Source organism: Cupriavidus sp. 30B13, assembly GCF_049059565.2.
In the GTDB taxonomy this organism is placed as follows: domain Bacteria; phylum Pseudomonadota; class Gammaproteobacteria; order Burkholderiales; family Burkholderiaceae; genus Cupriavidus.
Genome location: NZ_CP188223.1, coordinates 143,288 through 164,429, shown reverse-complemented (window position 1 = coordinate 164,429; position 21,142 = coordinate 143,288). Strand labels below are relative to the sequence as shown.

The 21,142-nt window shown below is 71.8% G+C and carries 20 protein-coding genes; 6 read left to right on the top strand and 14 right to left on the bottom strand.

Annotation, left to right across the window (positions count from 1 at the left end; genetic code table 11):
• Positions 1 to 108 precede the first annotated feature (108 nt).
• On the top strand, positions 109 to 858 hold the full coding sequence (locus ACKI2N_RS00690) for a response regulator transcription factor (protein WP_420995243.1): 750 nt from the start codon (positions 109 to 111) through the stop codon (positions 856 to 858).
• Here ACKI2N_RS00690 and ACKI2N_RS00685 read toward each other — a convergent pair.
• Both ACKI2N_RS00685 and ACKI2N_RS00680 read right to left on the bottom strand, forming a co-directional pair.
• A complete protein-coding gene (locus ACKI2N_RS00685) occupies positions 845 to 1,831 on the bottom strand; it encodes a Bug family tripartite tricarboxylate transporter substrate binding protein (protein WP_420995242.1) in 987 nt (328 codons plus the stop codon). The genes ACKI2N_RS00690 and ACKI2N_RS00685 overlap by 14 nt on opposite strands.
• 49 nt (positions 1,832 to 1,880) lie before the next feature.
• Positions 1,881 to 2,195 (bottom strand): hypothetical protein, encoded by a 315-nt coding sequence (locus ACKI2N_RS00680; RefSeq protein WP_420995261.1) that lies wholly within the window; start codon positions 2,193 to 2,195, stop codon positions 1,881 to 1,883.
• Between the two features lie 346 nt (positions 2,196 to 2,541).
• Between ACKI2N_RS00680 and ACKI2N_RS00675 the strand changes: the two genes are divergently transcribed.
• Positions 2,542 to 3,789 (top strand): M20/M25/M40 family metallo-hydrolase, encoded by a 1,248-nt coding sequence (locus ACKI2N_RS00675; protein ID WP_420995260.1) that lies wholly within the window; start codon positions 2,542 to 2,544, stop codon positions 3,787 to 3,789.
• A gap of 237 nt (positions 3,790 to 4,026) precedes the next feature.
• Positions 4,027 to 4,755, top strand: coding sequence for a hemerythrin domain-containing protein (locus ACKI2N_RS00670; protein WP_420995241.1), 729 nt, complete (start codon positions 4,027 to 4,029; stop codon positions 4,753 to 4,755).
• Between the two features lie 21 nt (positions 4,756 to 4,776).
• Here ACKI2N_RS00670 and ACKI2N_RS00665 read toward each other — a convergent pair whose 3' ends face one another.
• From ACKI2N_RS00665 to ACKI2N_RS00655, 3 genes are all read right to left on the bottom strand, one after another.
• Positions 4,777 to 6,147: a GAF domain-containing protein gene (locus ACKI2N_RS00665; RefSeq protein ID WP_426990225.1), complete on the bottom strand. Its 1,371-nt coding sequence runs from the start codon at positions 6,145 to 6,147 to the stop codon at positions 4,777 to 4,779.
• Positions 6,144 to 6,665 carry a pyridoxamine 5'-phosphate oxidase family protein gene (locus ACKI2N_RS00660; RefSeq protein WP_420995239.1) on the bottom strand — a complete coding sequence of 174 codons (522 nt, stop codon included), beginning with the start codon at positions 6,663 to 6,665 and terminating at the stop codon, positions 6,144 to 6,146. The genes ACKI2N_RS00665 and ACKI2N_RS00660 overlap by 4 nt, the downstream gene beginning before the upstream one ends.
• Positions 6,666 to 6,783: 118 nt before the next feature.
• Positions 6,784 to 8,040: an MFS transporter gene (locus tag ACKI2N_RS00655; RefSeq protein ID WP_420995238.1), complete on the bottom strand. Its 1,257-nt coding sequence runs from the start codon at positions 8,038 to 8,040 to the stop codon at positions 6,784 to 6,786.
• A 112-nt stretch (positions 8,041 to 8,152) separates the two neighbouring features.
• Here ACKI2N_RS00655 and ACKI2N_RS00650 point away from each other — a divergent pair, with 112 nt between their 5' ends.
• Complete coding sequence (locus ACKI2N_RS00650; protein ID WP_420995237.1) at positions 8,153 to 9,121, top strand: AraC family transcriptional regulator; 969 nt, start codon at positions 8,153 to 8,155, stop codon at positions 9,119 to 9,121.
• A 207-nt stretch (positions 9,122 to 9,328) separates the two neighbouring features.
• On the opposite strand, the gene ACKI2N_RS00645 is transcribed toward ACKI2N_RS00650, so the two are convergent.
• The 3 genes from ACKI2N_RS00645 to ACKI2N_RS00635 form a co-directional block, all read right to left on the bottom strand.
• The gene (locus ACKI2N_RS00645; RefSeq protein WP_420995236.1) at positions 9,329 to 10,615 is read right to left on the bottom strand and encodes a M20 aminoacylase family protein; all 1,287 of its coding nucleotides are present in this window, start codon (positions 10,613 to 10,615) and stop codon (positions 9,329 to 9,331) included.
• A 286-nt stretch (positions 10,616 to 10,901) separates the two neighbouring features.
• Positions 10,902 to 11,750, bottom strand: a complete 849-nt coding sequence (locus ACKI2N_RS00640) for a fumarylacetoacetate hydrolase family protein (RefSeq protein WP_420995235.1) — start codon at positions 11,748 to 11,750, stop codon at positions 10,902 to 10,904.
• Between the two features lie 102 nt (positions 11,751 to 11,852).
• Complete coding sequence (locus ACKI2N_RS00635) at positions 11,853 to 12,755, bottom strand: LysR family transcriptional regulator (RefSeq protein ID WP_420995234.1); 903 nt, start codon at positions 12,753 to 12,755, stop codon at positions 11,853 to 11,855.
• 126 nt (positions 12,756 to 12,881) lie between these two features.
• On the opposite strand from ACKI2N_RS00635, the gene gstA reads away from it, so the two are divergent.
• Complete coding sequence (gstA, locus tag ACKI2N_RS00630; protein WP_420995233.1) at positions 12,882 to 13,508, top strand: glutathione transferase GstA; 627 nt, start codon at positions 12,882 to 12,884, stop codon at positions 13,506 to 13,508.
• Between the two features lie 87 nt (positions 13,509 to 13,595).
• Here the strand turns inward: gstA and ACKI2N_RS00625 are convergent, their stop codons facing one another.
• Together ACKI2N_RS00625 and ACKI2N_RS00620 are read right to left on the bottom strand one after the other, a co-directional pair.
• Positions 13,596 to 14,372 carry an MBL fold metallo-hydrolase gene (locus ACKI2N_RS00625; protein WP_420995232.1) on the bottom strand — a complete coding sequence of 259 codons (777 nt, stop codon included), beginning with the start codon at positions 14,370 to 14,372 and terminating at the stop codon, positions 13,596 to 13,598.
• A gap of 64 nt (positions 14,373 to 14,436) precedes the next feature.
• Positions 14,437 to 15,414 (bottom strand): LysR family transcriptional regulator, encoded by a 978-nt coding sequence (locus ACKI2N_RS00620; RefSeq protein ID WP_420995231.1) that lies wholly within the window; start codon positions 15,412 to 15,414, stop codon positions 14,437 to 14,439.
• Between the two features lie 234 nt (positions 15,415 to 15,648).
• On the opposite strand from ACKI2N_RS00620, the gene ACKI2N_RS00615 reads away from it, so the two are divergent.
• On the top strand, positions 15,649 to 16,908 hold the full coding sequence (locus ACKI2N_RS00615; protein ID WP_420995230.1) for an MFS transporter: 1,260 nt from the start codon (positions 15,649 to 15,651) through the stop codon (positions 16,906 to 16,908).
• On the opposite strand, the gene ACKI2N_RS00610 is transcribed toward ACKI2N_RS00615, so the two are convergent.
• From ACKI2N_RS00610 to ACKI2N_RS00595, 4 genes are all read right to left on the bottom strand, one after another.
• The gene (locus ACKI2N_RS00610; protein ID WP_420995229.1) at positions 16,905 to 17,561 is read right to left on the bottom strand and encodes a glutathione peroxidase; all 657 of its coding nucleotides are present in this window, start codon (positions 17,559 to 17,561) and stop codon (positions 16,905 to 16,907) included. The genes ACKI2N_RS00615 and ACKI2N_RS00610 overlap by 4 nt on opposite strands.
• A gap of 70 nt (positions 17,562 to 17,631) precedes the next feature.
• A complete protein-coding gene (locus tag ACKI2N_RS00605) occupies positions 17,632 to 19,122 on the bottom strand; it encodes an MDR family MFS transporter (RefSeq protein ID WP_420995259.1) in 1,491 nt (496 codons plus the stop codon).
• Positions 19,123 to 19,631: 509 nt separating this feature from the next.
• Complete coding sequence (locus ACKI2N_RS00600; RefSeq protein WP_420995228.1) at positions 19,632 to 20,075, bottom strand: CBS domain-containing protein; 444 nt, start codon at positions 20,073 to 20,075, stop codon at positions 19,632 to 19,634.
• Between the two features lie 201 nt (positions 20,076 to 20,276).
• On the bottom strand, positions 20,277 to 21,125 hold the full coding sequence (locus ACKI2N_RS00595; RefSeq protein ID WP_420995227.1) for a PA4780 family RIO1-like protein kinase: 849 nt from the start codon (positions 21,123 to 21,125) through the stop codon (positions 20,277 to 20,279).
• Positions 21,126 to 21,142 lie beyond the last annotated feature (17 nt).

Below are 21,142 nucleotides of genomic sequence, written 5' to 3'. Positions count from 1 at the left end.
TTAGAAGCCCGCGCGGCGGGCCGGCACGTGAGAGTTTTCGCATTCCGTCGCGGCGGCGGCCGCGCCACCATGGCGGAGCGGCGCACCTGCCGCGCCAGGAGAAGCCGCATGCGAGTCGCCAGCATCCCCAGGATCGCCAGCAGCGTCCCCAGGATCGCCATCCTGGAGGACGACCCGGCCCGGGCCCTGCGCCTGGAGCAGGCGCTCGCGCTCGGCGGGCACGACACCGCGCGCTTTCGCGAAGGCGGCGCGCTGATGCAGGCGCTGCGCAGCGAGCCGTGGGCAATGCTGCTGATGGCGTGGGAGGTCCCCGGCATTTCCGCGCGCGACGTGCTGCTGTGGATACGGCGCGCGCTGGGCGCGGCGCTGCCGGTGATGGTGCTGGGCGGGCGCGGCGGCGACGGGCTCGTCGCCGAATGCATCGCGCTGGGCGCCGATGCCGTGGTGCCCGCGCCGGTGCGCGGCGCGGAGCTGGCGGCGCGCGTGCAGGCGCTGCTGCGGCGCCTGCCGGCGGCGGCGCCGGGCCGGCTCGAGCTCGGCCCCTACCGCTTCGCGCTGGACGAGCGGCGCGCGTTCGTCGGCGGCATCCAGGTCAGGCTGTCGCCCAAGGAGTTCGAGCTCGCGGTGCTGCTGTTCCGCCACGCCGGGCAACTGTTGCTGCGCCAGGCCATCGAGCAGGCGGTGTGGCGGCGCGCGATGCCGCGCGGCTCGCGCACGCTGGACAGCCACCTGTCGCGCCTGCGCGCCAAGCTGGCGCTGCAGCCGCGCAACGGCGTGCGGCTGGCGTCGGTGTACGGGACCGGGTGCCGGCTCGAGCTGGTCGCGCCGGCGCCGGCGGATGCGCTCAGTCGGCCTTGATGCCGGCCTCCTTGACGATGCGCGCGTTGTCGTCGTACTCGGCGCGGATCGCCGCGGCGAACTGCGCGGCGGTGCCGCCGGTGGGCACCTCGCCGCCCTTGAGCAGGCGCTCGCGCACCTCGGGCTCGGCCAGGGCCTTGTTCAGTTCGGTGTTCAGCCGGGCGATGATGGCCGGCGGCGTGTGCGCCGGCGCGAAGATGCCGAAGGTCGAGGTCAGGTTGGCCTTGGGGTAGCCGAGTTCGGCCAGCGTCGGCACGCTAGCCATCGAGGCGATGCGCCGGGGCGCGCCCACCGCCAGCGCGCGCAGGCGGCCGGCCTGCATGTGCTGGGTCAGCATGGGGCTGGCGTTGGTGCTCATCACCTCGAACTGGCCGCCGAGCGCGTCGTTCATCTGCTGGCCGGCGCCCTTGTAAGGAATCAGGGTCATGTCGGCCTGCGCCTTGGACTTGACCTGTTCCAGCATGACGTGGCCGACCGTGCCGAGGCCCGAGGTGGCCCAGCGCACCGAGCCGGGCCGGGCCTTGGCCTGCGCCAGCAGGTCCTGGAACGACTTGCCGGCGAAGCTCGGGGTGGCGACCAGCAGCACCGGCGAATACATCACGCTCATCACCGGCGCGATGTCGCGCTGCGGGTCGTAGTTGACGTGGCCCACGTGCGGGTTGAGGGTCAGCGGGCTGGTCGAGGCAAAGCCCAGCGTGTAGCCGTCCGGCGCGGCCTTGGCCACCGCGTCGATGCCGATGCTGCCGCCGGCGCCGGCCTTGTTCTCCACCACCACCGAGCCGCCCATCTGCGCCGACAGGCGCTCGCCGAGCGCGCGCGCCACGGCATCGCTGATGCCGCCGGTGGGATACGCCACGATCAGGCGGATCGGGCGCGAGGGATAGGCATCGGCGGCGCTGGCGGGAGCGGACAGGCTCGCCACGGCGGCGGACACGGCGGCGGCCAGCAGGAAAATTCGGCGGGAAGCGGACATTGGCGGTGGCGGGAGGACAGCGGGGAAGATGGGAAGCGAAGCACCGATTCTAGCCGATCGCCGGCGCGTCTCCGCGCGCGGCGGGACCGGGTTCCAGCGCGCATTCCGGCACCCACGACACGAACAGTTCGTTGGCGCGGTCGTACAGCCGCCACACCGTGCCGCATTCGCGGCAGGTGAAGGTCAGCATGCTGAACGGCACGCCGGCCGCGCTCTGGCTCACCAGCGGCGCGGTGTGCTTGAGCGCCAGGCGCTCGTGCGGCTCGCGCCGGCGCGCATCGGCGGCCAGCGCGAGGCAATGCCCGCAGGCAGCGCGGATGGCTGGCGCGGGCTTGGAACGGGGGGGAGGCGCAACGGACGTCATGCCGCCATGATGCCGCAAAAACGGGGCGGCTTTCATTTCCGCTCGTTCGCCCCCCTCCGCCGCCGCCGCGAGCCGCCTCCGCGAGCCACTTTCCCGCGCCGCTTTGGCGCGCCGGCGCGGCACGGGACCGCGGCGCGGCCAGACCTGGCACGAAGCCTGCAACCGGCTTTGCCTTTTGTCTGCGATGCTGCCCGCGATGGCGTCCACGCTGTTACCCTTTTCGCTTTTCATCCCCCTCACTCCGGAGACCATCCGCATGCCCCTGTCCCTTCGCCCGCGCCCGGGCGCGTCCTCGCGCCGCCCGCCGGCCCGGCTTTCGCTGCGTCCGTCGTTGCGTCCGTCCCTGATGCTGGCCGCCCTGCTCTGCGCCGGCGCCGCGCAGGCCGCGCCGGTCGAGCCGGCCTACCAGTTGTCGCAGCAGGAAAAGCCCGCGCTGATCGCCACCCTCAAGGACCTGGTCTCGATCGAGTCCGGCAGCAAGGACATCGAAGGCCTGGACCGCATCGCCGCGCTGATCCGCGACCGCCTGGCCGCGTTCGGCGGCGACGCGCAGCTGATCGCGCCCACCGACGTCTACCGCATGGAAGACACGCCCAAGGACGTGGGCAAGATGGTGATGGCCCAGTTCAAGGGCACCGGCAAGCGCAACATCATGCTGATCGGCCACATGGACACGGTCTACCTGCGCGGCATGCTGGCGCAGCAGCCGTTCCGCGTGGACGGCGAGCGCGCCTATGGCCTGGGCATCGCCGACGACAAGAACGGCGTGGCGGTGATCCTGCACACCGTGGCGATCCTGCAGAAGATGGGCTTCAAGGACTACGGCACCCTCACCGTGCTGATCAACGGCGACGAGGAAATCAGCTCGCCGGGCGCGCGCGCCATGCTCACCAGGATGGGCAGCCAGCAGGACGCGGTGTTCTCGTGCGAGGCCACGCGCGTGACCGGCGACCGCCTGTCGCTGGCCACCAGCGGCATCGGCGCGATCTCGCTGACCGTGCACGGCAAGTCCTCGCACGCCGGCAGCTCGCCCGAGCAGGGCCGCAACGCGCTGTACGAGCTCTCGCACCAGATCCTGCAGATGCGCGACCTGTCCAACCCGGACACCGGCCTCAAGGTGAACTGGACGGTCTCGTCGGCCGGCACCAACCGCAACGTGATCCCCGCCATCGCCACCGCGCAGGCGGACGTGCGCGTGCTGCGCACCGCCGACTACGACGGCCTGGAACACACGCTGCAGGAACGCGTGAAGAAGCAGCTGATCCCCGATACCCGCGTCGAGGTGAAGTTCGAGCGCCGCCGCCCGCCGCTCGAAGTCACCGACGCGGCGCGCAAGCTGGCCGCGCACGCGCAAGGCGTGTACGGCGAGATCGGCGAGAAGCTGCTGGTCTATGACACCGCCGAAGGCGGCGGCACCGATGCGGCCTTCGCCGCCGCGGCGACCAAGGCACCGGTGATCGAGCGCTTCGGCCTGCGCGGCTTCGGCGCGCACTCGAACGACGCCGAGTACGTGGACCTCAACTCGGTCACGCCGCGCCTGTACCTGCTCACGCGCATGATCATGGACGTGTCGCAGGACAAGGCCGGCAAGTAAGCCCGGCTCCGGAGATGCCGGCGGCGGGCGGTGCGCCGCCGGCATCACTCCCGTTTAAGAAACAGTTAAGGTTTCCTGAACCAAGATTTACGAACCGCCCTGTCCTCCCCTTCCTAGACTGGCTCTCACGCGGCGACCACTCGCTGTCCCGCGATGCCTGCGCCGCCGCCGACACCCGGCGGCCCCGCGCCGGGCCACAGACGGCCGCTTGGCCACCACACAGGGGAACGATTCATCATGGAAGTCCAGGGCAACCTCCACGGCGCCGCGACGGCGCCGCGCTTCGATATCTACGCACGCATCCACAAGGCGCTGCGCGCCTTCATGGCCGACACGCTGCTGCGCGTGGGCCGCGCCGACACCGACGACGACACCGAGCTGCGCGCCACGCTCGACCAGCTGCGCGAGCTGCTGTCGGCCTGCGAGCATCACCTGCATACGGAAGACCGCTTCGTGCACCCGGCGATGGAAGCCGGCATGCCGGGCTCGGCCCGCCGCGTGGAGCACGAGCACGCGGAACACGTGACCCATATCGCCGCGCTGGGCGCCATGGCCGACATCCTGCAGGCGCTGCCGCACGCCGCGCGCGCCGCCTATGCGCGCGACCTGTACCGCAAGCTGTCGCTGTTCGTGGCGGAGAACTTCGTGCACATGAACGTGGAGGAAACCGAGCACAACGCCGTGCTGTGGGCCGCCTGCGACGACGCCGGGCTGGCCGGGGTGGAGAACCGCATCGTGGCGTCGCTGCCGCCGGAGACCATCGGCATGATGGCGCGCTGGATGCTGCCCAACGTCACGCCCGCCGAGCGCGCGCTGATGCTGTCCGGCATGCGCGACCATGCCCCGGAAGCCTTCGCGGGCATGCTCGAGATGTGCCGCGCGGTGCTGCCGGTGCCGGAATGGATGAAGCTGGCGCGCGCGCTGGGCCTGCCGGCGGGGCCGGGGCTGGCAAGCGTGGCGGCCTGAGCCATGGCCGCGGCCGCGGGGCTAGCCGATGCGCTCGAGCCGCAGCGGCCGCGCCACCCGCAGCGCGAAGCGGCCGCGCCCGGTCTTCTCGATGCGCACGCAGGCGGCGCGCTCCACCAGCCGCCGCGCCAGCAGCACCAGCCGCGCCTCCAGGTTGTCGCTGATGTCGGGCAGGCCGAGCGCGGGGTCCAGGCGCAGCTCGCGGTTGCTGAAGGCGCTGCGCCCGTCCTGCGCGTGCTCGCCCACCAGCTTCCAGAAGATGGCGCCGGCCACGCCCTTGATCAGGTAGTCCTGGTCGAGGAAGACGCTGCCGTCGGCCTCGTAGTAGCGCACGCTCACCGGCACGGCGCCGGCGGCGGGGCCGGGGGCCGGCGCCGCCGCCGCCGGCTCGGCCACGTCGGCGTCGGCGCAGGCCTGCAGCGCGCGCATGGCCTGGCCGAGCTGGGACGCCAGCGCGGCCAGCGCGTCCTCGTCGTCATAGGAGAAGCGCAGCTCGCGCTCGCTCTCCGCGAACAGCACGCCCAGCAGCGTGCCGCCGGCGCACACCGGCACCGCGAGCTGGCTGCCCGGCGCGGGCAGGCCCGGCAGCGGGATCTCGGTGTCGAGCCGGTCCGACCAGCCGCTGGCCGCCACGCTGTCGCGCATGGCGCGGCCATAGCTGCGGTCCGAGGTCATGTGGGCGATGCGGATCGGGGTCCGCTCGCGCGCCGCCACGCCGATCACGCCCTGCCCCACGGCGATCTCCGAGCCGACGCCGGACGCCGCATAACCGTGGCTGGCCACGGTGTAGAGCCGCGCGGCGGATTCGTCGCGCATCAGCAGCATGGCGTGATCGATGCCGAACTCGCCGCCCAGGCAGTCCATCGCCGCATCGAACAGCTGCCCCATCTCCGTGCAGGCCGCCAGGCGCGCGGCGCTGGCGCGCAGCGCGGGCAGCAGGTGGCGCCGGGCGCGCGGCGGCGGCGCCGCGATGCCGTCCGACACGGCCTCGATGGCCTCCACCCGATAGATGTCGGCGCCGCGCAGCACGAACACGTCGCTCATGCCGGAGTGCGAGGCGATGCCGGCCAGCTTGGCCTTCATGTTCTCGAACAGCGGCCCGCCGGTCTCGGTGCGCAGGTAGCGCAGCGAGAGCCGGTACAGGGCGCCGCTTTCCGGGTGGATCAGCAGCACCGTGCACTGCGGGTTGGCCAGCACGTTCTCGCGCGTCTTGTTGAAGAACTGGAAAGACAGCGCCACGTGGCCGGCATCGACGAACTGCACCTGCGAGAGGTAGGCTACGTTGGGCGTGCCGTCGGGCGCGCAGGTCGCCATCACGCCGGGAATCACGCCCTCCAGGCAATCGCGGATGTCGGCGGCGGTGAGCGCGGCCGCGGCGCGCGGCGCGCTCATGGCGCCTCCCCGCCAAGCGCCTGCCCGGCATGCACGCCGGGGGTCTGCCGGAACGCCAGCGACGGCGTGAAGGCCACCGCCGCCAGGCTGTCCCCGGTGCAGGCCAGCAGGGCGTACACCAGCGCGCGCTCGAACCCCAGCACCGCGATTTCGTCGGCCAGCGTCTCGCGGTAGGCCGCCACGCGCGCGGGATCGTCCGGCCGCAGCGGCACGGCGCGCGCGTCGAAACCCTTGAGCTGCAGCGTGTGGTGGGTGGTGGGCTCGCTGAAGACCACGGCGATGGCGCCATTGTCTTCAATGTCCGCCAGCAACTGGCGCGACTGCGCGCGGTTCAGGAACAGCGTCACGCAGCGGAAATCGGCGTCCACGCGGTAACCCACCGCGCGCATCAGGTGCGGCACGCCGGCCGCGTCGCGCGTGGCGGCGTTGACGGACACCCGCCGGCGCAACAGCGCGGCGTGGCTGGCGTCGAGCACGGCCGGAACGGGGACGGCGTCGGGGGATGGCTTCGCTGGCATGGTCATGCCAGTGTAGGAAGGCGCGCGCGCGGAGTGAAGCCCGCTTTGTGCGGCGGCAGGCGCGCGGCGCCGAAGCGCGGCCCGGCCCCGGCGGGAAGCCGGGCCGGGAAGCGGTCCGTCAGGCCGCCTTCTTGCGCCCGCCCAGGTCAGGCAGGAATACCGCCAGCAGGCCCAGCAGCGGCAGGAAAGCGCATAGCCGGTAGACCGCCTCGATGCCGTGCGCGTCGGCCAGCGTGCCCAGCACCGCGGCGCCGATGCCGCCCATGCCGAAGGCGAAGCCGAAGAACAGGCCGGACACCATGCCCACCTTGCCGGGGATCAGCTCCTGCGCGAACACCAGGATGGCCGAGAACGCCGAGGCCAGGATGAAGCCGATGATGAACGACAGCACGCCGGTCCAGAACAGGTTGGCGTGCGGCAGCATCAGCGTAAACGGCGCCACGCCGAGGATCGACGCCCAGATCACGCGCTTGCGGCCGATGCGGTCGCCGATCGGGCCGCCCAGGATGGTGCCGGCCGCCACCGCGAACAGGAAGGCGAACAGGTAGATCTGCGAGCTCTGGCGCTCCAGGCCGAAGCGCTCCATCAGGTAGAAGGTGTAGTAGGTGTTCAGGCTCGCCATGTAGAAGTACTTGGAGAACACCAGCAGCATCAGCACGACCATGGCGCGCACCACGGTGCTGCGCGGCAGCGGCGAGACCGCGGCGGCCGCCTTGCGCTTGCGCGCGGCGTGGGCCAGCTCGCGGCCGTACCAGCCGCCGATCTGCCACAGCACGGCGATGGCCAGCAGCGCCGCCACCGAGAACCACGCGAGGTTGCCCTGCCGGTGCACGATCGCCGCGGCCAGCAGCGGGCCCGCCGCGCTGCCGGCGTTGCCGCCGACCTGGAAGATCGACTGCGCCAGGCCATGCTGGCCGCCCGAGGCCATGCGCGCCACGCGCGACGACTCCGGATGGAAGATCGACGAACCGGTGCCCACCAGCGCGGCGGCCACCAGCAGCACGCCGTAGGTCGGCGCCACCGACAGCAGCAGCAGGCCGCACAGCGTGAAGCCCATGCCGATCGGCAGCGACTTCGGCTTGGGATGCTTGTCGGTGTACAGGCCCACCAGCGGCTGCAGCAATGACGCCGTGATCTGGTACGTCAGCGTCAGCAGGCCGATCTGCGTAAAGCTGAGGTTGAAGCCGCCCTTGAGCATCGGGTAGATGGCCAGGATCAGCGACTGGATCATGTCGTTGAGGAAATGCGAAAAACTGATCGCCGACAGCACGCGGAAACCGGTCCGCTCGGCGGACTGCGTGCTGTGGGAAGGCTGCGCCTGGCCCTGCGGCGAGGCGGTCGCGCCACCTGGCGCGGTATCGATACGGCTGCTCATGATGGAGTCGGGGGCTGGAGAGAAAAAACAGATTGGGAATCTAGCGGCCATGCTAATTGGCGCGATTGCGTCTGTCCTGCGAGAATAGGGCCAGAACCTTGGAGAAACGGACATGCCGCGTCCCGCCAATGCTGCCGCCCCTGCCGCCGCCGCCCGGCGCAGCCGCCCTTCCGCCACCCGCGCGCGCGCGGGTGGCGCACCGGATACGCCGCCCGCCGTGGCGCCGCCCGCTGCCCCCGATCCCCTCGATCCCCTCGATCCGTCCCATCTCCCCCCCTACCTTCCCGCCCATGCCGAGGACCGCGCCGACACCTACAGCGCCGCGCCGGCCTACCTGCGCTACGACCGCGGCCCCATGCCCGTCACCGCGATGGCGGCCGACTACCTGCCCGGCCACGTCACCAAGCCCCACCAGCACCCGCACGCGCAACTGGTCCACGCCGTGCACGGCGTGATGGTGGTCGCCACCGCCGAGGGCCAGTGGATCGTGCCGCCCACGCGCGGGATGTGGATGCCGGGCGGCACCGTGCACTGGATCCGCATGGTCGGCCACGTGCGCATGCGCACCGCCTACATCCGGCCCGACGCCACCGCCGACCTGCCCACGCGCTGCACGGTGCTGGGCATCAGCCCCCTGCTGCGCGAGCTGATCCTGGCCGCCATCGACATTCCCATCCCCTACGCCGCGGACTCGCGCGACGGGCGCCTGATGCGGCTGCTGCTGGACGAAGTGATGCTGGTGCCCACCCTGCCCCTGCACCTGCCGCGCCCGGCCGACGCCGGCCTGCGCCAGATCTGCGAGGCCATCGTCGGCGCGCCCGATACGGCGCTCACGCTGGCGCAGTGGGGCGCGCGGCTCGGCATGGACCCCAGGACCATCCAGCGCAGGTTCGCGCGCGAGACCGGCATGACGTTCGGGCAGTGGCGCCAGCAGGCCAGGCTGCTGGCGGCGCTGGAAGGACTGGCCGCGGGGGCCAAGGTGGTGGACGTGGCACTGGACCTCGGCTACGACAGCCCGAGCGCCTTCTCGACGATGTTCCGCAAGCAGTTCGGCGTGCCGCCGAGCAGCTTCTTCAGATAGCTTCGGGGAACCCGGGGCCGACGGGCACGGCATGGCCGCGAAAGCGGCGCGGCGCGGCGCGGCGCGGTGCGGCACGGCGGCACGGCGGCGCAGGTGCCGGGCCCGGATCGTGCTGATGTAAGTACGGCCGTTAATAGCGAAATTCGCACAAAACCGCGCCGCCGAATCGCGCCGGCCGAATCGCGCCGCGGCCGGCGGCGCCAGCCTTCACGCCAGATAGCGCTCCACCAGCCGCGTCCAGTACGCCGCGCCGATCGTCAGGTTCTCGTCGTTGAAGTCGTAGCCGGCGTTGTGCAGCAGCGGCTGGCCGGTGCCGTTGCCCATCCGCACGAAGCAGCCCGGGCGCCGCTGCAGGAAGTAGGCGAAGTCCTCGCTGCCGGCGATCAGCGGGAAATGCCCGACCACCTTGTCCGGGCCGACCAGTTCCTCGGCCACCTGCCGCGCGAACTCGGTCTCGCGCTCGCTGTTGACCAGCACCGGGTAGCCGCGGATGTAGTCGATCTCCACGGTGGCGCCGTAGCCCTCCACATGCGAGGTCACCAGCCGCGTGATGCGCGCTTCCAGCGTGCGGCGCACGTCCGGGTTGAACGAGCGCACGCTCAGCTCGAGCTTGGCGCTTTCCGGGATCACGTTGGGCGCGTGGCCGGCGTGCAGCGTGCCGATGGTGACCACCGCGGTCTCGTTGGGATCGACGTTGCGCGAGACGATGCTCTGCAGCGCCATCACCAGGCTGCCGGCCACCAGGATCGGGTCGATCGACTGGTGCGGGCGCGCGGCGTGGCCGCCCTTGCCGCGGATGGTGATGGACACCGTATCGCACGCGGCCATGAACGGCCCGGTGCGGAACATGAAGGTGCCGGACTCCACGCCGGGATGGTTGTGCAGGCCGAAGATCGCATCGCACGGAAAACGCTCGAACAGGCCGTCGGCCAGCATGCGCTCGGCGCCGCCGCCCGCGCCGATTTCCTCGGCGGGCTGGAAGATCAGGTGCACGGTGCCGTTGAAGTTGCGCGTGCGCGCGAGCTGGCGCGCCGCGCCGAGCAGCACGGTGGTGTGGCCGTCGTGCCCGCACGCGTGCATCTTGCCGGCGTTGAGGCTGGCGTAAGGCAGGCCCGTGCGCTCGTGGATCGGCAGCGCGTCCATGTCGGCGCGCACGCCGATCGTGCGCGGGCTGTCGCCCTGGCGCAGGCGCCCGACCACGCCGGTGCCGCCGACATGGCGCGTGACCTCGTAGCCCCAGCCTTCGAGCTGGCTGGCGACCAGCTCGGCGGTGCGCACTTCGTCGAAGGCGAGTTCCGGGTGCTGGTGAATGCTGTGGCGGATGGCTTCGAGTTCCGCGCGGCTGTCGGCGGTGTCGGCGAGTTCGCAGAAACGGCCGGAGCGGGAGTCGGAGGAAGAACCGTGAGAACCGTGAGAACCGGGAGACGCGGAGGGGGAAGCGGGATCGGAGTCGGCGAGCAGTGACTCCATCAGTTCGGGGGCATGTTCTGACATGGCGGGCTCGTTTTCGAGACGTATTGAAAACAGTATTTCACGCTGGCTGCGGAGCGCAAACGGTTTAACCCTTTGTAGCGAAATCGGCCGCCAAGTGTTGCGAACGGGGGACGGTTCGCACGCCCGGGGATCACAGCGGGAACTCGCGGCCCGCGGCGGCAATCACAGGCCCGGCGGTTTTCCCCGCCGGGGGCCCGCAAGCGCGGGTGCCGCCGGCGGTACAAGCGCCCTCGCCATGAAAAAGGCGGCCATCGCGGCCGCCCTTTTCCGTGCTGCGCGCCGCTGCTCAGCCCCTGGCGTACGCCACCACCGACTGCGCCTGCTCGCCCAGCCCGTCGATGCCGAGCCGCATGCGGTCGCCGGCCTTGAGGTAGCGCGGCGGCTTGAAGCCCATGCCCACGCCCGGCGGCGTGCCGGTGCAGATCAGGTCGCCCGGGTGCAGCGTCATGAAGCGGCTGACGTAGCTCACCAGCGTGGCCACGTCGAACACCATGGTGGCGGTGCTGCCCTTCTGCACGCGCTCGCCGTTCACCTCCAGCCAAAGGCCGAGCGCCTGCGGGTCGGCCACTTCGTCGCGCGTGACCAGCCACGGGCCGACCGGGCAGAAGGTGTCGCAGCCCTTGCCCTTGTCCCAGGTGCCGCCGCGCTCGATCTGGAACTCGCGCTCGGAGACATCGTTGACCACGCAGTAGCCGGCCACGTGCGAGAGCGCCTCCTCGCGCGAGACGTCGCGCGCGGTCTTGCCGATCACCACGCCCAGCTCCACCTCCCAGTCGGTCTTCACGGAGCCGCGCGGCAGCATCACCGCGTCGTCGGGGCCGTTGAGCGAGCTGTTCGCCTTGAGGAAGACGATGGGCTCGGCCGGCAGCGGCATGCCGGCCTCGGCGGCATGGTCGGCGTAGTTCAGGCCGATCGCCACGATCTTGCCGATGCCGGTCCAGGGCACGCCGAAGCGCTCGCCCTGCACCACCGGCAGCGTGGCCGGGTCCAGCGCGGCCAGCTTCGCCAGCGCCTCGGCCGACAGTTGCTGCGGCCCGAGGCCGTCGACCGCGCCGGACAGGTCGCGCACGCGCCCCTCGGCATCGATCAGTCCCGGGCGCTCGGCGCCCGGTTTGCCAACACGTACCAGTTTCATCGTTTCTCCTTTGCTTGGCCTTTAGTGGCGGAACGGCCGGCGGATCCCTGGCTATCCGGCCCGGCCCACCGGCGCAGCATATCCGCATTGGCCGCGGCCCGCCTACTCGTCGAGCCGCACGTGCTCGGCGAGATGGCCGACCACGGTGGCGATGCGGCGCAGGTGGCGCGACTCGGGATGGGTCAGCAGCCACAGGTCGGTGTCGCATTCGTCGAGCGGGCCGGTGAGCTGCACCAGCCGGCCGCTGCGGCGCCCGATCATCAGCGAGATGATGCCGATGCCGAGTCCCCCTTCGATAGCCTCCACCACGCCGGCGATGCTGTTGACGCGGTACTGCGGCGACACGCGCGGCAGGTGCTTGCGGCGCCAGCGCACCGAGGGGTGGTCGGGCATGGCGTCGTCGGGCGCGCTCCAGGGCAGGGCGGCCAATGCCGCCAGCGCCGCGCCGCCGCCGCGCGGCGGGGCCACGCCGGCCGCGGCGAGCAGTTCGCGCGAAGCGAACACCGCCACGCGCAGCGGGCCGAGCCGCCGGCCGATCAGGTGGTCGGGCGGCTGCCGCGTGGCGCGCACGGCGATGTCCGCATCGCGCCGGGTCAGGCTGGCCAGCTCGTTGGTGGCGGTCAGCTCGAAGCTCAGGCCGGGATGGGCGCGCCCGAGCGGGGCCAGCGCCGGCAGCACCATGCCGTGCAGCACGGTGTCGGTGGTGGTGATGCGCACCAGCCCCGTGACCGTGCCCGCGCTCACCGACGCCTGCGCGCGCGCCGCTTCCAGCTCGGCCTCGATGCGCTCGGCGTGCTGCGCGAACTGCTGCGCCAGCTCGGTGGCGAGATAGCCGGCGCGGCTGCGCTCGAACAGGCGCCGGCCCAGGCCTTTCTCGATGCGCTGCAGGGCGCGGAACACGGTGGAGGCGTCGAGCCCGAGCCGCCGCCCGGCCTCGGCCAGGGTCGAGCCGCGCACCAGCGCCAGCACGATGTCGAGATCCGGGGAAGTGAGCTGATAGGGCATTGCAAATCCGCATTGATTACTTGCAGCCGCGCGCATTGCGATTGCATATCCGCAATCCTAGACTGCCTGCACGCCCGTCACAAGCGGTGGCGGCAAACCCCGAACCCTCCCGGAGGAAACATCCCGATGAAGCTCTACCACACGCCCGGTGCCTGCTCTCTCGCCGTCCATATCGCGCTGCGCGAAGCGGGCCTGCCGTTCACGCTGGCCAGGGTCGACCTCGCCACGCACACGCTGGCCGAGGCCGAGAACGGCAGCACCGATTTCTACGCGGTCAGCCCGCGCGGCTACGTGCCGATGCTGCAGCTCGACGACGGCTCGCGCCATACCGAGGCCGCCTCGCTGCTGCAGTACGTGGCGGACCTCGCGCCCGCCGCCGCGCTGCTGCCGCCGGCCGGCACGGTGGCGCGGCTGGAAGCCGTTGGCTGGCTCACGCTGGTCTCCACCGAGCTGCACAAGGTGTTCAGCCCGTGGCTGTGGCACAAGGAAACCGCCGAAAGCACGCGCGCGGCGTGCCAGGCCAAGGTGGCGCTGCGCTTCGCCGAGCTCGACCGCCACCTCGCCACGCGCGAGTACCTGGCCGGCGGGCAGTTCGGCGTGGCCGACGCGTACTGCTTCGCCATCGTCAACTGGGCCAACGTCCTGCACATGCCGCTGAACCCGTACCCCGCGCTGCAGGCCTACCTGTCGCGCGTGGCGGCGCGGCCCCGCGTGCACGAGGCGCTGGTGGCCGAAGGGCTGGCGCGCGACTGAGCCCGGCGGGGCGCGGCCGGGGTGGCCGCGCCGGCGTCGGGCCGGCGCCGCGGGCAAGGGCGGCTACAAGGACGGCTACAAGGGCAGCTACAAGGGCGGCAGCCGGTAGTCGTCCTGGCTCAGCAGGTCCAGCCCGCAGGCCAGCGTGGCCACCCAGTCGATGAACTGCGCCACCATCGCCTTGCCGCGGAACGACGGCCCGTGCTGCGGCACGATCCATTCGATGTCGAGCCCGCGCGCCATGTTGGCCCATAGCCGGCACGCGCGGTTGCCGCTCATGTAGCGCTGGTGGAAGGGCAGCATGGCGCGCGTGTGCGCGTCGAAGTCGCGCACCGTCTCGCCGGCCTCGCGCGCGCTGGTCATGGCCGCGCCGAGGTCGCCCGAGAACAGGATCTTGCTGACCGGATCGTAGAACTGGAAGTTGCCCTCCGAGTGCAGGAAGTGCGCCGGCACCGCCAGCAGCGCGCTGTGGCCGAGCGCGATCGGCATGCCGGCATCGGGGATGGCGAGGATGCGCCCCTCGGTCCTGCCGGCCTGGCAGAAATGCGGCAGGAAGCGCGCCCACACGCGCGAGATCGCGATGCGGCTGTCCGAGGCGGAAAGCCAGCGCCCGACCGAGGCGACGATGTCCGGGTCGGCGTGCGAGGCAAGCACGTAGTCGAGCTGCTTGGGCGGGAAGTAGCGGCCGATGGCGAGGTACAGCTCGCCGTAGGTCATCTGGCCGCCGGGGTCGATCAGCGCGCCGTGGCCATGGTCGACCACCAGGAACTGGTTGGTCTGCACCACCTCGCCATGCTCTTCCTCGACCAGGTCGGAAAACATCAGGCAGGTGTGCCCGCCGGCGTCGTACAGCGTGATGGCCATCGCTCTTGTCTCTCCCCAAAGCGGCGAAAGTAGCGACGGTGGCGCGGCGGCGGCTTGACGCCGGTCAAGGAGCGGTGGAATCGGGCGCCGGCTGCGCTGCCGCGGCACGCATGGCGTCCGGCGCCCGGGCACCGGACCCGCCCGCCTGCGCCGTCGCGATCTCCGCGCGCAGCGCGTCGAACAGCAGCGCCAGCGGCGCGCCCAGCCGGCGCGGCAGCGGCGCGTGCAGCAGCCAGGCGGTCAGGCCGGCCTGGAAGCCGCGCACGTCGAGCACCTGCACGGCATCGCGGTGCGCGCTGCGCGCCAGCACCTCGGGCGTCACCACGCCGATGCCGATGCCGCGCGCCACCAGCGACAACTGCAGCTCCGCGCCGAACGCCTCCACCGCCACGTTGAACGGCAGGTGCGCCGCGTCCAGCGCGCGGCGCAGCACCGAGCGCATGCCGCAGCCGTCCTGGTTGAGCACCCAGGCATGCCCGGACAGCTCGCGCAGGCTCAGGCCCGCCGCCGGCACGCGCATGCCGCGCGCGGCCACCACCTGCGTGGTGTAGCGGCCCAGCTCGCGCGCGGTCAGATGCGCGGGCGGCGCCACGCCATCGGGCAGCAGCGCGGCGACCGCGTCCAGGCGCGCGCTTTCCACCTGCTCCAGCAGGCCCGGCGACCAGCCCGCCGTGACCCGCACCGTCAGCCGCGGGAACTGCTCGCGCAGGCGGTCGATGGGCAGGTCGAGCGCCATGTCGGACAGGAACGGCGGCATGCCCAGGCGCAGCTCGCCCACCACCTCGGCGCCGCGCGCCGCGCGCGACATCAGGTCGTCGGTGGCCAGCAGCACGCGCTTGCCCAGCTCGTAGACCTCGTGCCCGGCGGCGGTCGGCCGCAGCGGCTTGGCCTGCCGGTCCAGCAGGGCCACGCCGATGAGCGCCTCCAGGCTCTGCACGCGGCGCGTCAGCCCCGGCTGGGTCAGGTGCAGGCGGCTGGCGGCCCGCACCATCGAGCCGGCTTCGACGACGGCGATGAAGGCTTCGATGTCACGCGTGTTCATGGCGGGTTCCGTGGGTGCGCCGTGGCGGGCAGGGCGGCAGGCAAGATGGGGCGCGACGGGGGAGACGATCCGGGACGCGATCCGGGATATCCAAACAAAACCGCATAAAGATTATCCCTATATTTCAATTGCCGCATGGATGGCCGAATCCTAACATTGCCAGCCCGGGCCTGCCGGCCGGCGCATGCCAACCTGGCGCGCCGCGCCGGCGCGGGCCCTCTTGCCGGAGAAGCCATGTCCTGTCCCGCCCTCGCCGAAACACCCGTTGCCCAGCCGGCCGCGGCGGCCCTGCCCGAGCTGACCGGGCGCCTCACGCTGTTCCTCGCCGCCGCGGTCGGCGTGATCGTGCTCAACCTGTTCGCCGCCCAGCCGCTGACCGGGCCGGTCAGCGCCTCGCTCGGCCTGCCGCCCGCCTGGCGCGGGCTGGTGGCGATGCTGCCGCAGCTCGGCTACGCCGCCGGCCTGATGCTGCTGGTGCCGCTGGCCGACCTGCTCGAGAACCGCCGCCTGGTGGCCGGCACGCTGCTGCTGTGCGCGGCCATGCTGGCGCTGGCGGCGGCGGCGTGGTCGGGCGCGGTGTTCTTCGTGGCGGTGGCCGCGGCCGGCGCGGCCTCCTGCGCCATCCAGATGCTGGTGCCGCTGGCCGCGCTGATGGCGCCCGAGTCCCGGCGCGGGCGCGCGGTCGGCAATGTGATGAGCGGACTGATGCTGGGCATCCTGCTGTCGCGCCCGCTGGCCAGCCTGCTGGCCGGCGCCGGCGGCTGGCGCGCCTGCTATGCCGTGCTGGCCGGGCTGGACGCGCTGCTGGCGGCGGTGCTGCTGCGCTGCCTGCCGCGCCGCGCGCCGGCCAGCGGGCACCGCTACGCCGGCCTGATCGCCTCGATGTGGCACCTGCTGCGCGGCCAGCCCGTGCTGCGCCGGCACGCGCTCACGGCGGCGCTGTCGATGGGGGCCTTCAGCGCGTTCTGGACGGCGGTGGCGCTGCGGCTGGCGCAGCCGCCGTTCGCGCTGGGCAGCCACGGCCTGGCGCTGTTCGCGCTGGCCGGCGCGGCGGGCGCGGTGGCGGCGCCGCTGGCCGGCCGCCTGGGCGACCGCGGGCATGGCCACGCCGGCACCGGCGCCGCGCAACTGGCGGTGCTGGCCGCGCTGCTGCTGGCGGGCGCGGCCGGCGGCGGCTGGTTCGGCTTCGACGCGCAGGCGCACCGCGCCGCGGCGATCGGCCTGCTGGTGGTGGCCGCGATGGTGCTGGACGCGGGCGTGACCGCCGACCAGACCTTCGGCCGGCGCGAGATCAACCTGCTGGACGCCGCCGCGCGCGGGCGCCTCAACGGCCTGTTCGTCGGCATCTTCTTCGTCGGCGGCGCGGCCGGGGCGCTGGCCGCCGGCGCCGCGTGGGCCGCGGGCGGCTGGCAGGCGGTGTGCCTGGCCGCCATCGGCTTTGCCGTGCTCAACCTGCTGGCGCACGCCGCGATGGGGCGCCGCCGGCCCGGTTAGCGCGTGGCGTTCAGCAACTGCTCGATCTTGCCGACGAACTGCTTGTCGTCCGGCTTGGTCGCGCTGTTGAAGCTGCCCGCCACCTGGCCGTTGCGGTCGATCAGATACTTGTAGAAATTCCACTTCGGCGCGGTGCCGGACTCCCTGGCCAGCAGCGCGTACATGGGATTGGCCTCGCTGCCGCGCACGTGCGACTTGCCCAGCATCGGGAACTTGACGCCGTAGGTGTTGTAGCAGAAGTCCGCGATCTCCGTGGACGAGCCCGGCTCCTGCGAGAAGTCGTTGGACGGGAAGCCCAGCACCACCAGGCCGCGCTCGCGATACTTGGCGTAGAGCGCTTCGAGCCCTTCGTACTGCGGGGTAAAACCGCAGTAGCTGGCGGTGTTGACCACCAGCACCACCTTGCCGGCGTACTGGCACAGGTTCTGCGGCGCCTCGTCCTGCAGGCGCGGGAAGCGGAAGTCGAGCGCGGCCGGGCAGGCGCCCGCGGGCTGGGCGGCGGGCGCGGGCGCGTCGGCGGCGCGCGCCGGGCGCGGCACCACGACGGCGGCGGCCGCGGCCAGCGCCAGCGCGGCGGCCAGCGCGGCGGTCGGTACGGCAGCCGGTACGGCGGAAAGCAGCGCGCGCGGGCGCGGGGCGGCAAGACGGCGCATGGAAAACACTCCGGGGTCAGGGTGAGCGTAGTTTACGCCGCCGCGCGGCAACGGATGCGCCGGCGCCGCGTCAGTCCATCGCCAGCGCGGCGCCATGCTCGGTCACGCTGCTGCGCAGCTCCACGTCCGGCATGCGCCGCACGATCGCCAGCGCCAGCAGGGCGGCCAGCGCGCCCACCGCGAAGATCAGCCGGAAACCGGTCTCCACGCCGCCGGTCAGCGTGTCGCGCACCGCCGGCGAAAGCCGGGCCAGCGCCTCGCTGCCATGCCGCAGCACGCCCAGGTCCAGCGCCTGCGTCAGGCCCGAGGCATGCAGCGCATTGTGGAACGCCAGCGTCAGCAGGGTGCCCGCCAGCGCGCCGCCGAAAGCGCTGCCCAGCGAGCGCACCACCAGCAGCGCGCCGGTGCCGGCGCCGGTATCGCGGCGCTCGAGCACGTTCTGCACGCTCACCAGCGTGCCGACCATGGTCATGCCCAGGCCCACGCCGGCCACCGTCATGGCCAGCAGCTCCAGCGCCACCGGCGTGCCGGGCGACACCGCCACCAGCCCCAGCAGGCCCAGCGCCGCGGTGATGAAACCGCCGGTCAGGATGCCGCGCATGCGGCCCAGGCGCGGCGCCAGCCCCGCCACCACGAAGTTGCCGGCCACCGTGGACAGCAGGAACGGCACCACCAGCAGGCCCGACTGCGCCGCGCCGGCGCCGCGCACCAGCTGGAAATGCAGCGGCAGCGCGAAGATGCACAGGAAGATATTGAGCGCCGCCATGGCGGAAGCCGCCACGCCCAGCACATAGGCGCGGTTGCCGAACAGGCGCGGCGCCAGCATCGGATCCGCCGCGCGGCGCTCCTGCCAGACCAGCCCGGCCAGCGCCGCCGCGGCCAGCAGCGCCAGCCCGGCGATCTGCGGCGACAGCCAGTCATAGACGTCGCCGCCCCAGCTCATCCCGAGCAGGAAGGCCACGATCGACACCGTCAGCAGCAGCGCGCCGCCCCAGTCCACGCGCGCCGGGCCGCCGCGCACCTGCAGCTGGCTCAGGCCGCGGTGGCACATGAACATGGCCAGCATGCCGAGCGGCACGTTGATCCAGAACAGCCAGCGCCACGACAGGTGGTCCGAGGTCCAGCCGCCCACCAGCGGGCCGGCGATCGACGCCACCGCCCACACCGTGGCGAGGTAGCCCTGGTAGCGCCCGCGCTGGCGCGGCGCCACCACGTCGGCGATGGCCGCCTGCGCGAGCGACATCAGCCCGCCGCCGCCGATGCCCTGCAAGGCGCGGAACAGGATCAGCTGCTCCAGCGACGCCGCCATCGCGCAGGCCACCGAAGCCAGGATGAACAGCCCGATGGCCAGCATCAGCAGCCGCCGCCGGCCGTAGCTGTCGGACAGCTTGCCGTACAGCGGCGTGGAAACCGTGGAGGTGATCAGGTAGGCCGTGACGATCCACGACAGGCGCCCGAAGCCGTTCAGGTCGTTGGCGATGGCCGGCACCGCGGGGATGACCACGGTCTGGTCGAGCGAGGCAAGCAGGATGCACAGGATGATGCCGCCGATCACGCGCATGATGTCCTGGTGACTCAGGGCGGGCGTGGCGGCGGCGGAAGCGGAGGCAGACATCGGGGGCGGGGCAGGGACGCGTAAGCCGGACGGCCGGTTGCGCCGAACGGCCGGCAACAAGTGGCGTTTGCCGTCGTACAGCAGCGAACATGGCCGCAACATGGAGTTCCGTCGAAATGGCGCGTACCCGGTGCTGCGCTTGTGAAGCGATGTGCCGGCGGAAGACTGCCGGCACGCCTGCAAGGCCGGGCCGGCCTAATTCAGCGTACGCATAATTATATGCGGATACTGAATATCAAGTGCGGCGCTAACTCGCTTTGCGAGCTTGGGAAGCGGCCGGACGAAGCGGGTTGGCCGAGGTTGGCGCGTTTTGCGGCCACGTCGCGGCGGGGTTGCGCGGCATTGCGCGCAGAAGGCGGCGTACCGGATTCAGCGGGAATCGAGGGGAAAGTGTTGCGCGGAACCCGCAGCCGCGCCCGGGTGGCCGGGCGGCGGCCGCGCGCGCTGGCGCCGTGCTAGGGATGCACGCTGCCGCTGATGTAGTGCTCGAGCTGCTCGATGATGAATTTCTGCTCGGAGATGATGTCCTTCACCAGGTCGCCGATGGACAGCATGCCGATCAGCTTGTCGCCGTCCATCACGGGCAGGTGGCGCAGGCGGTGCTGCGTCATCAGCGCCATGCATTCGTCGGTGCTCTGGTCGGCGCGCACGTAGATGACCGCCGAGGTCATGATGTCGCGCACGAAGGTCTCGCGCGAGGTGCGCTGCATCAGGATCACCTTGCGCGCGTAGTCCCGTTCGCTGAGGATGCCGACGATATCGCCCTGTTCTATCACCAGCAGCGCGCCGATGCCCTTTTCCGCCATCAGTTGCAGCGCGGCATACACCGTGGCGCCGGGCGTAATGCTGTAGATAGCCTGGGTTGGCTTGGATTCCAGAACCTGCCGTGCGGTCTTCATCACCCACTCCTTGTTCCGTCCGAAGGGATTTGCAGCCTTGATCTGCAACCACGCCCGCGCGCCGGCGGGCGTGTCCGGCCGGGCCCGCGCGCTTGCGCCGGGCGGCCTCGCGCTTTCAGATTAGCACCAGCGGCGCGCGGCTTACAGGGTGACGCCCACGAATCTTTGTAAAAACTATTCAGACCAGAATGCAGGCCAGGCTTACCCGGCGCTTTGCAGATAGCGCTGGCGCGCTTCTTCTTCGAGGCGCACGTCCTCGACTTCCTGCAGCACCGCGTCCACGTCCACCGGCGTGTCGTCGACCGCCACCTGGCCGCTCAGCGCGATGCCGGGATGCAGCAGGCCGGCCTGGTAGAGCGCCCAGATTTCCTTGCCGTAGCGCGTGCCGTTGAGCTGCGGCGCGAACTGGCCGAAGTAGAAGGCAAGGTTGTCCACGTCGCGCTCCAGCATGGCGCTGGCGTCGTTGTTGCCGGCGGCGTCCACCGCCTGCGGCAGGTCGATGATGACCGGGCCCGCGGCATCGACCAGGATGTTGAATTCGGACAGGTCGCCGTGCACCACGCCGGCGCACAGCATGCGCACCACCTGCCCGAGCAGCGCGTCGTGGAGGGCCAGCGCCGTGGCCTCGTCCAGCGCCACGTCGTTCAGGCGCGGCGCGGCGTTGCCGGCGGCGTCCACCACCAGCTCCATCAGCAGCACGCCCTCGAAGCACAGGTACGGCGTGGGCACGCGCACGCCGGCGGCGGCCAGGCGGTACAAGGCGTCCACCTCGGCGTTGTGCCATGCCTGCTCGGCTACCTTGCGGCCGTAGCGCGAGCCCTTCTCCATCGCGCGCGCCTGCCGGCTGTTCTTGACCTTGCGCCCTTCCTGGTAGGTCGCGGCCTGGCGGAAGCTGCGCTGCGCCGCGTCCTTGTAGACCTTGGCGCAACGGATCTCGTCGCCGCAACGCACCACGTAGACGGTGGCTTCCTTGCCGCTCATGAGCTGGCGCATCACTTCGTCGACCAGGCCTTCCTCGACCAGCGGCTGCAGCCGCTTCGGGGTCTTCACCGGGAAGGCCGCTGCGC

Bases quoted from the DNA above. Each gene is read 5' to 3' on its own strand.
- ACKI2N_RS00690 (WP_420995243.1), top strand. From the start codon at position 109: ATGCGAGTCGCCAGCATCCCCAGGATCGCCAGCAGCGTCCCCAGGATC.
- ACKI2N_RS00685 (WP_420995242.1), bottom strand. From the start codon at position 1,831: ATGTCCGCTTCCCGCCGAATTTTCCTGCTGGCCGCCGCCGTGTCCGCC.
- ACKI2N_RS00680 (WP_420995261.1), bottom strand. From the start codon at position 2,195: ATGACGTCCGTTGCGCCTCCCCCCCGTTCCAAGCCCGCGCCAGCCATC.
- ACKI2N_RS00675 (WP_420995260.1), top strand. From the start codon at position 2,542: ATGCTGGCCGCCCTGCTCTGCGCCGGCGCCGCGCAGGCCGCGCCGGTC.
- ACKI2N_RS00670 (WP_420995241.1), top strand. From the start codon at position 4,027: ATGGAAGTCCAGGGCAACCTCCACGGCGCCGCGACGGCGCCGCGCTTC.
- ACKI2N_RS00665 (WP_426990225.1), bottom strand. From the start codon at position 6,147: ATGAGCGCGCCGCGCGCCGCGGCCGCGCTCACCGCCGCCGACATCCGC.
- ACKI2N_RS00660 (WP_420995239.1), bottom strand. From the start codon at position 6,665: ATGCCAGCGAAGCCATCCCCCGACGCCGTCCCCGTTCCGGCCGTGCTC.
- ACKI2N_RS00655 (WP_420995238.1), bottom strand. From the start codon at position 8,040: ATGAGCAGCCGTATCGATACCGCGCCAGGTGGCGCGACCGCCTCGCCG.
- ACKI2N_RS00650 (WP_420995237.1), top strand. From the start codon at position 8,153: ATGCCGCGTCCCGCCAATGCTGCCGCCCCTGCCGCCGCCGCCCGGCGC.
- ACKI2N_RS00645 (WP_420995236.1), bottom strand. From the start codon at position 10,615: ATGTCAGAACATGCCCCCGAACTGATGGAGTCACTGCTCGCCGACTCC.
- ACKI2N_RS00640 (WP_420995235.1), bottom strand. From the start codon at position 11,750: ATGAAACTGGTACGTGTTGGCAAACCGGGCGCCGAGCGCCCGGGACTG.
- ACKI2N_RS00635 (WP_420995234.1), bottom strand. From the start codon at position 12,755: ATGCCCTATCAGCTCACTTCCCCGGATCTCGACATCGTGCTGGCGCTG.
- gstA (WP_420995233.1), top strand. From the start codon at position 12,882: ATGAAGCTCTACCACACGCCCGGTGCCTGCTCTCTCGCCGTCCATATC.
- ACKI2N_RS00625 (WP_420995232.1), bottom strand. From the start codon at position 14,372: ATGGCCATCACGCTGTACGACGCCGGCGGGCACACCTGCCTGATGTTT.
- ACKI2N_RS00620 (WP_420995231.1), bottom strand. From the start codon at position 15,414: ATGAACACGCGTGACATCGAAGCCTTCATCGCCGTCGTCGAAGCCGGC.
- ACKI2N_RS00615 (WP_420995230.1), top strand. From the start codon at position 15,649: ATGTCCTGTCCCGCCCTCGCCGAAACACCCGTTGCCCAGCCGGCCGCG.
- ACKI2N_RS00610 (WP_420995229.1), bottom strand. From the start codon at position 17,561: ATGCGCCGTCTTGCCGCCCCGCGCCCGCGCGCGCTGCTTTCCGCCGTA.
- ACKI2N_RS00605 (WP_420995259.1), bottom strand. From the start codon at position 19,122: ATGCGCGTGATCGGCGGCATCATCCTGTGCATCCTGCTTGCCTCGCTC.
- ACKI2N_RS00600 (WP_420995228.1), bottom strand. From the start codon at position 20,075: ATGAAGACCGCACGGCAGGTTCTGGAATCCAAGCCAACCCAGGCTATC.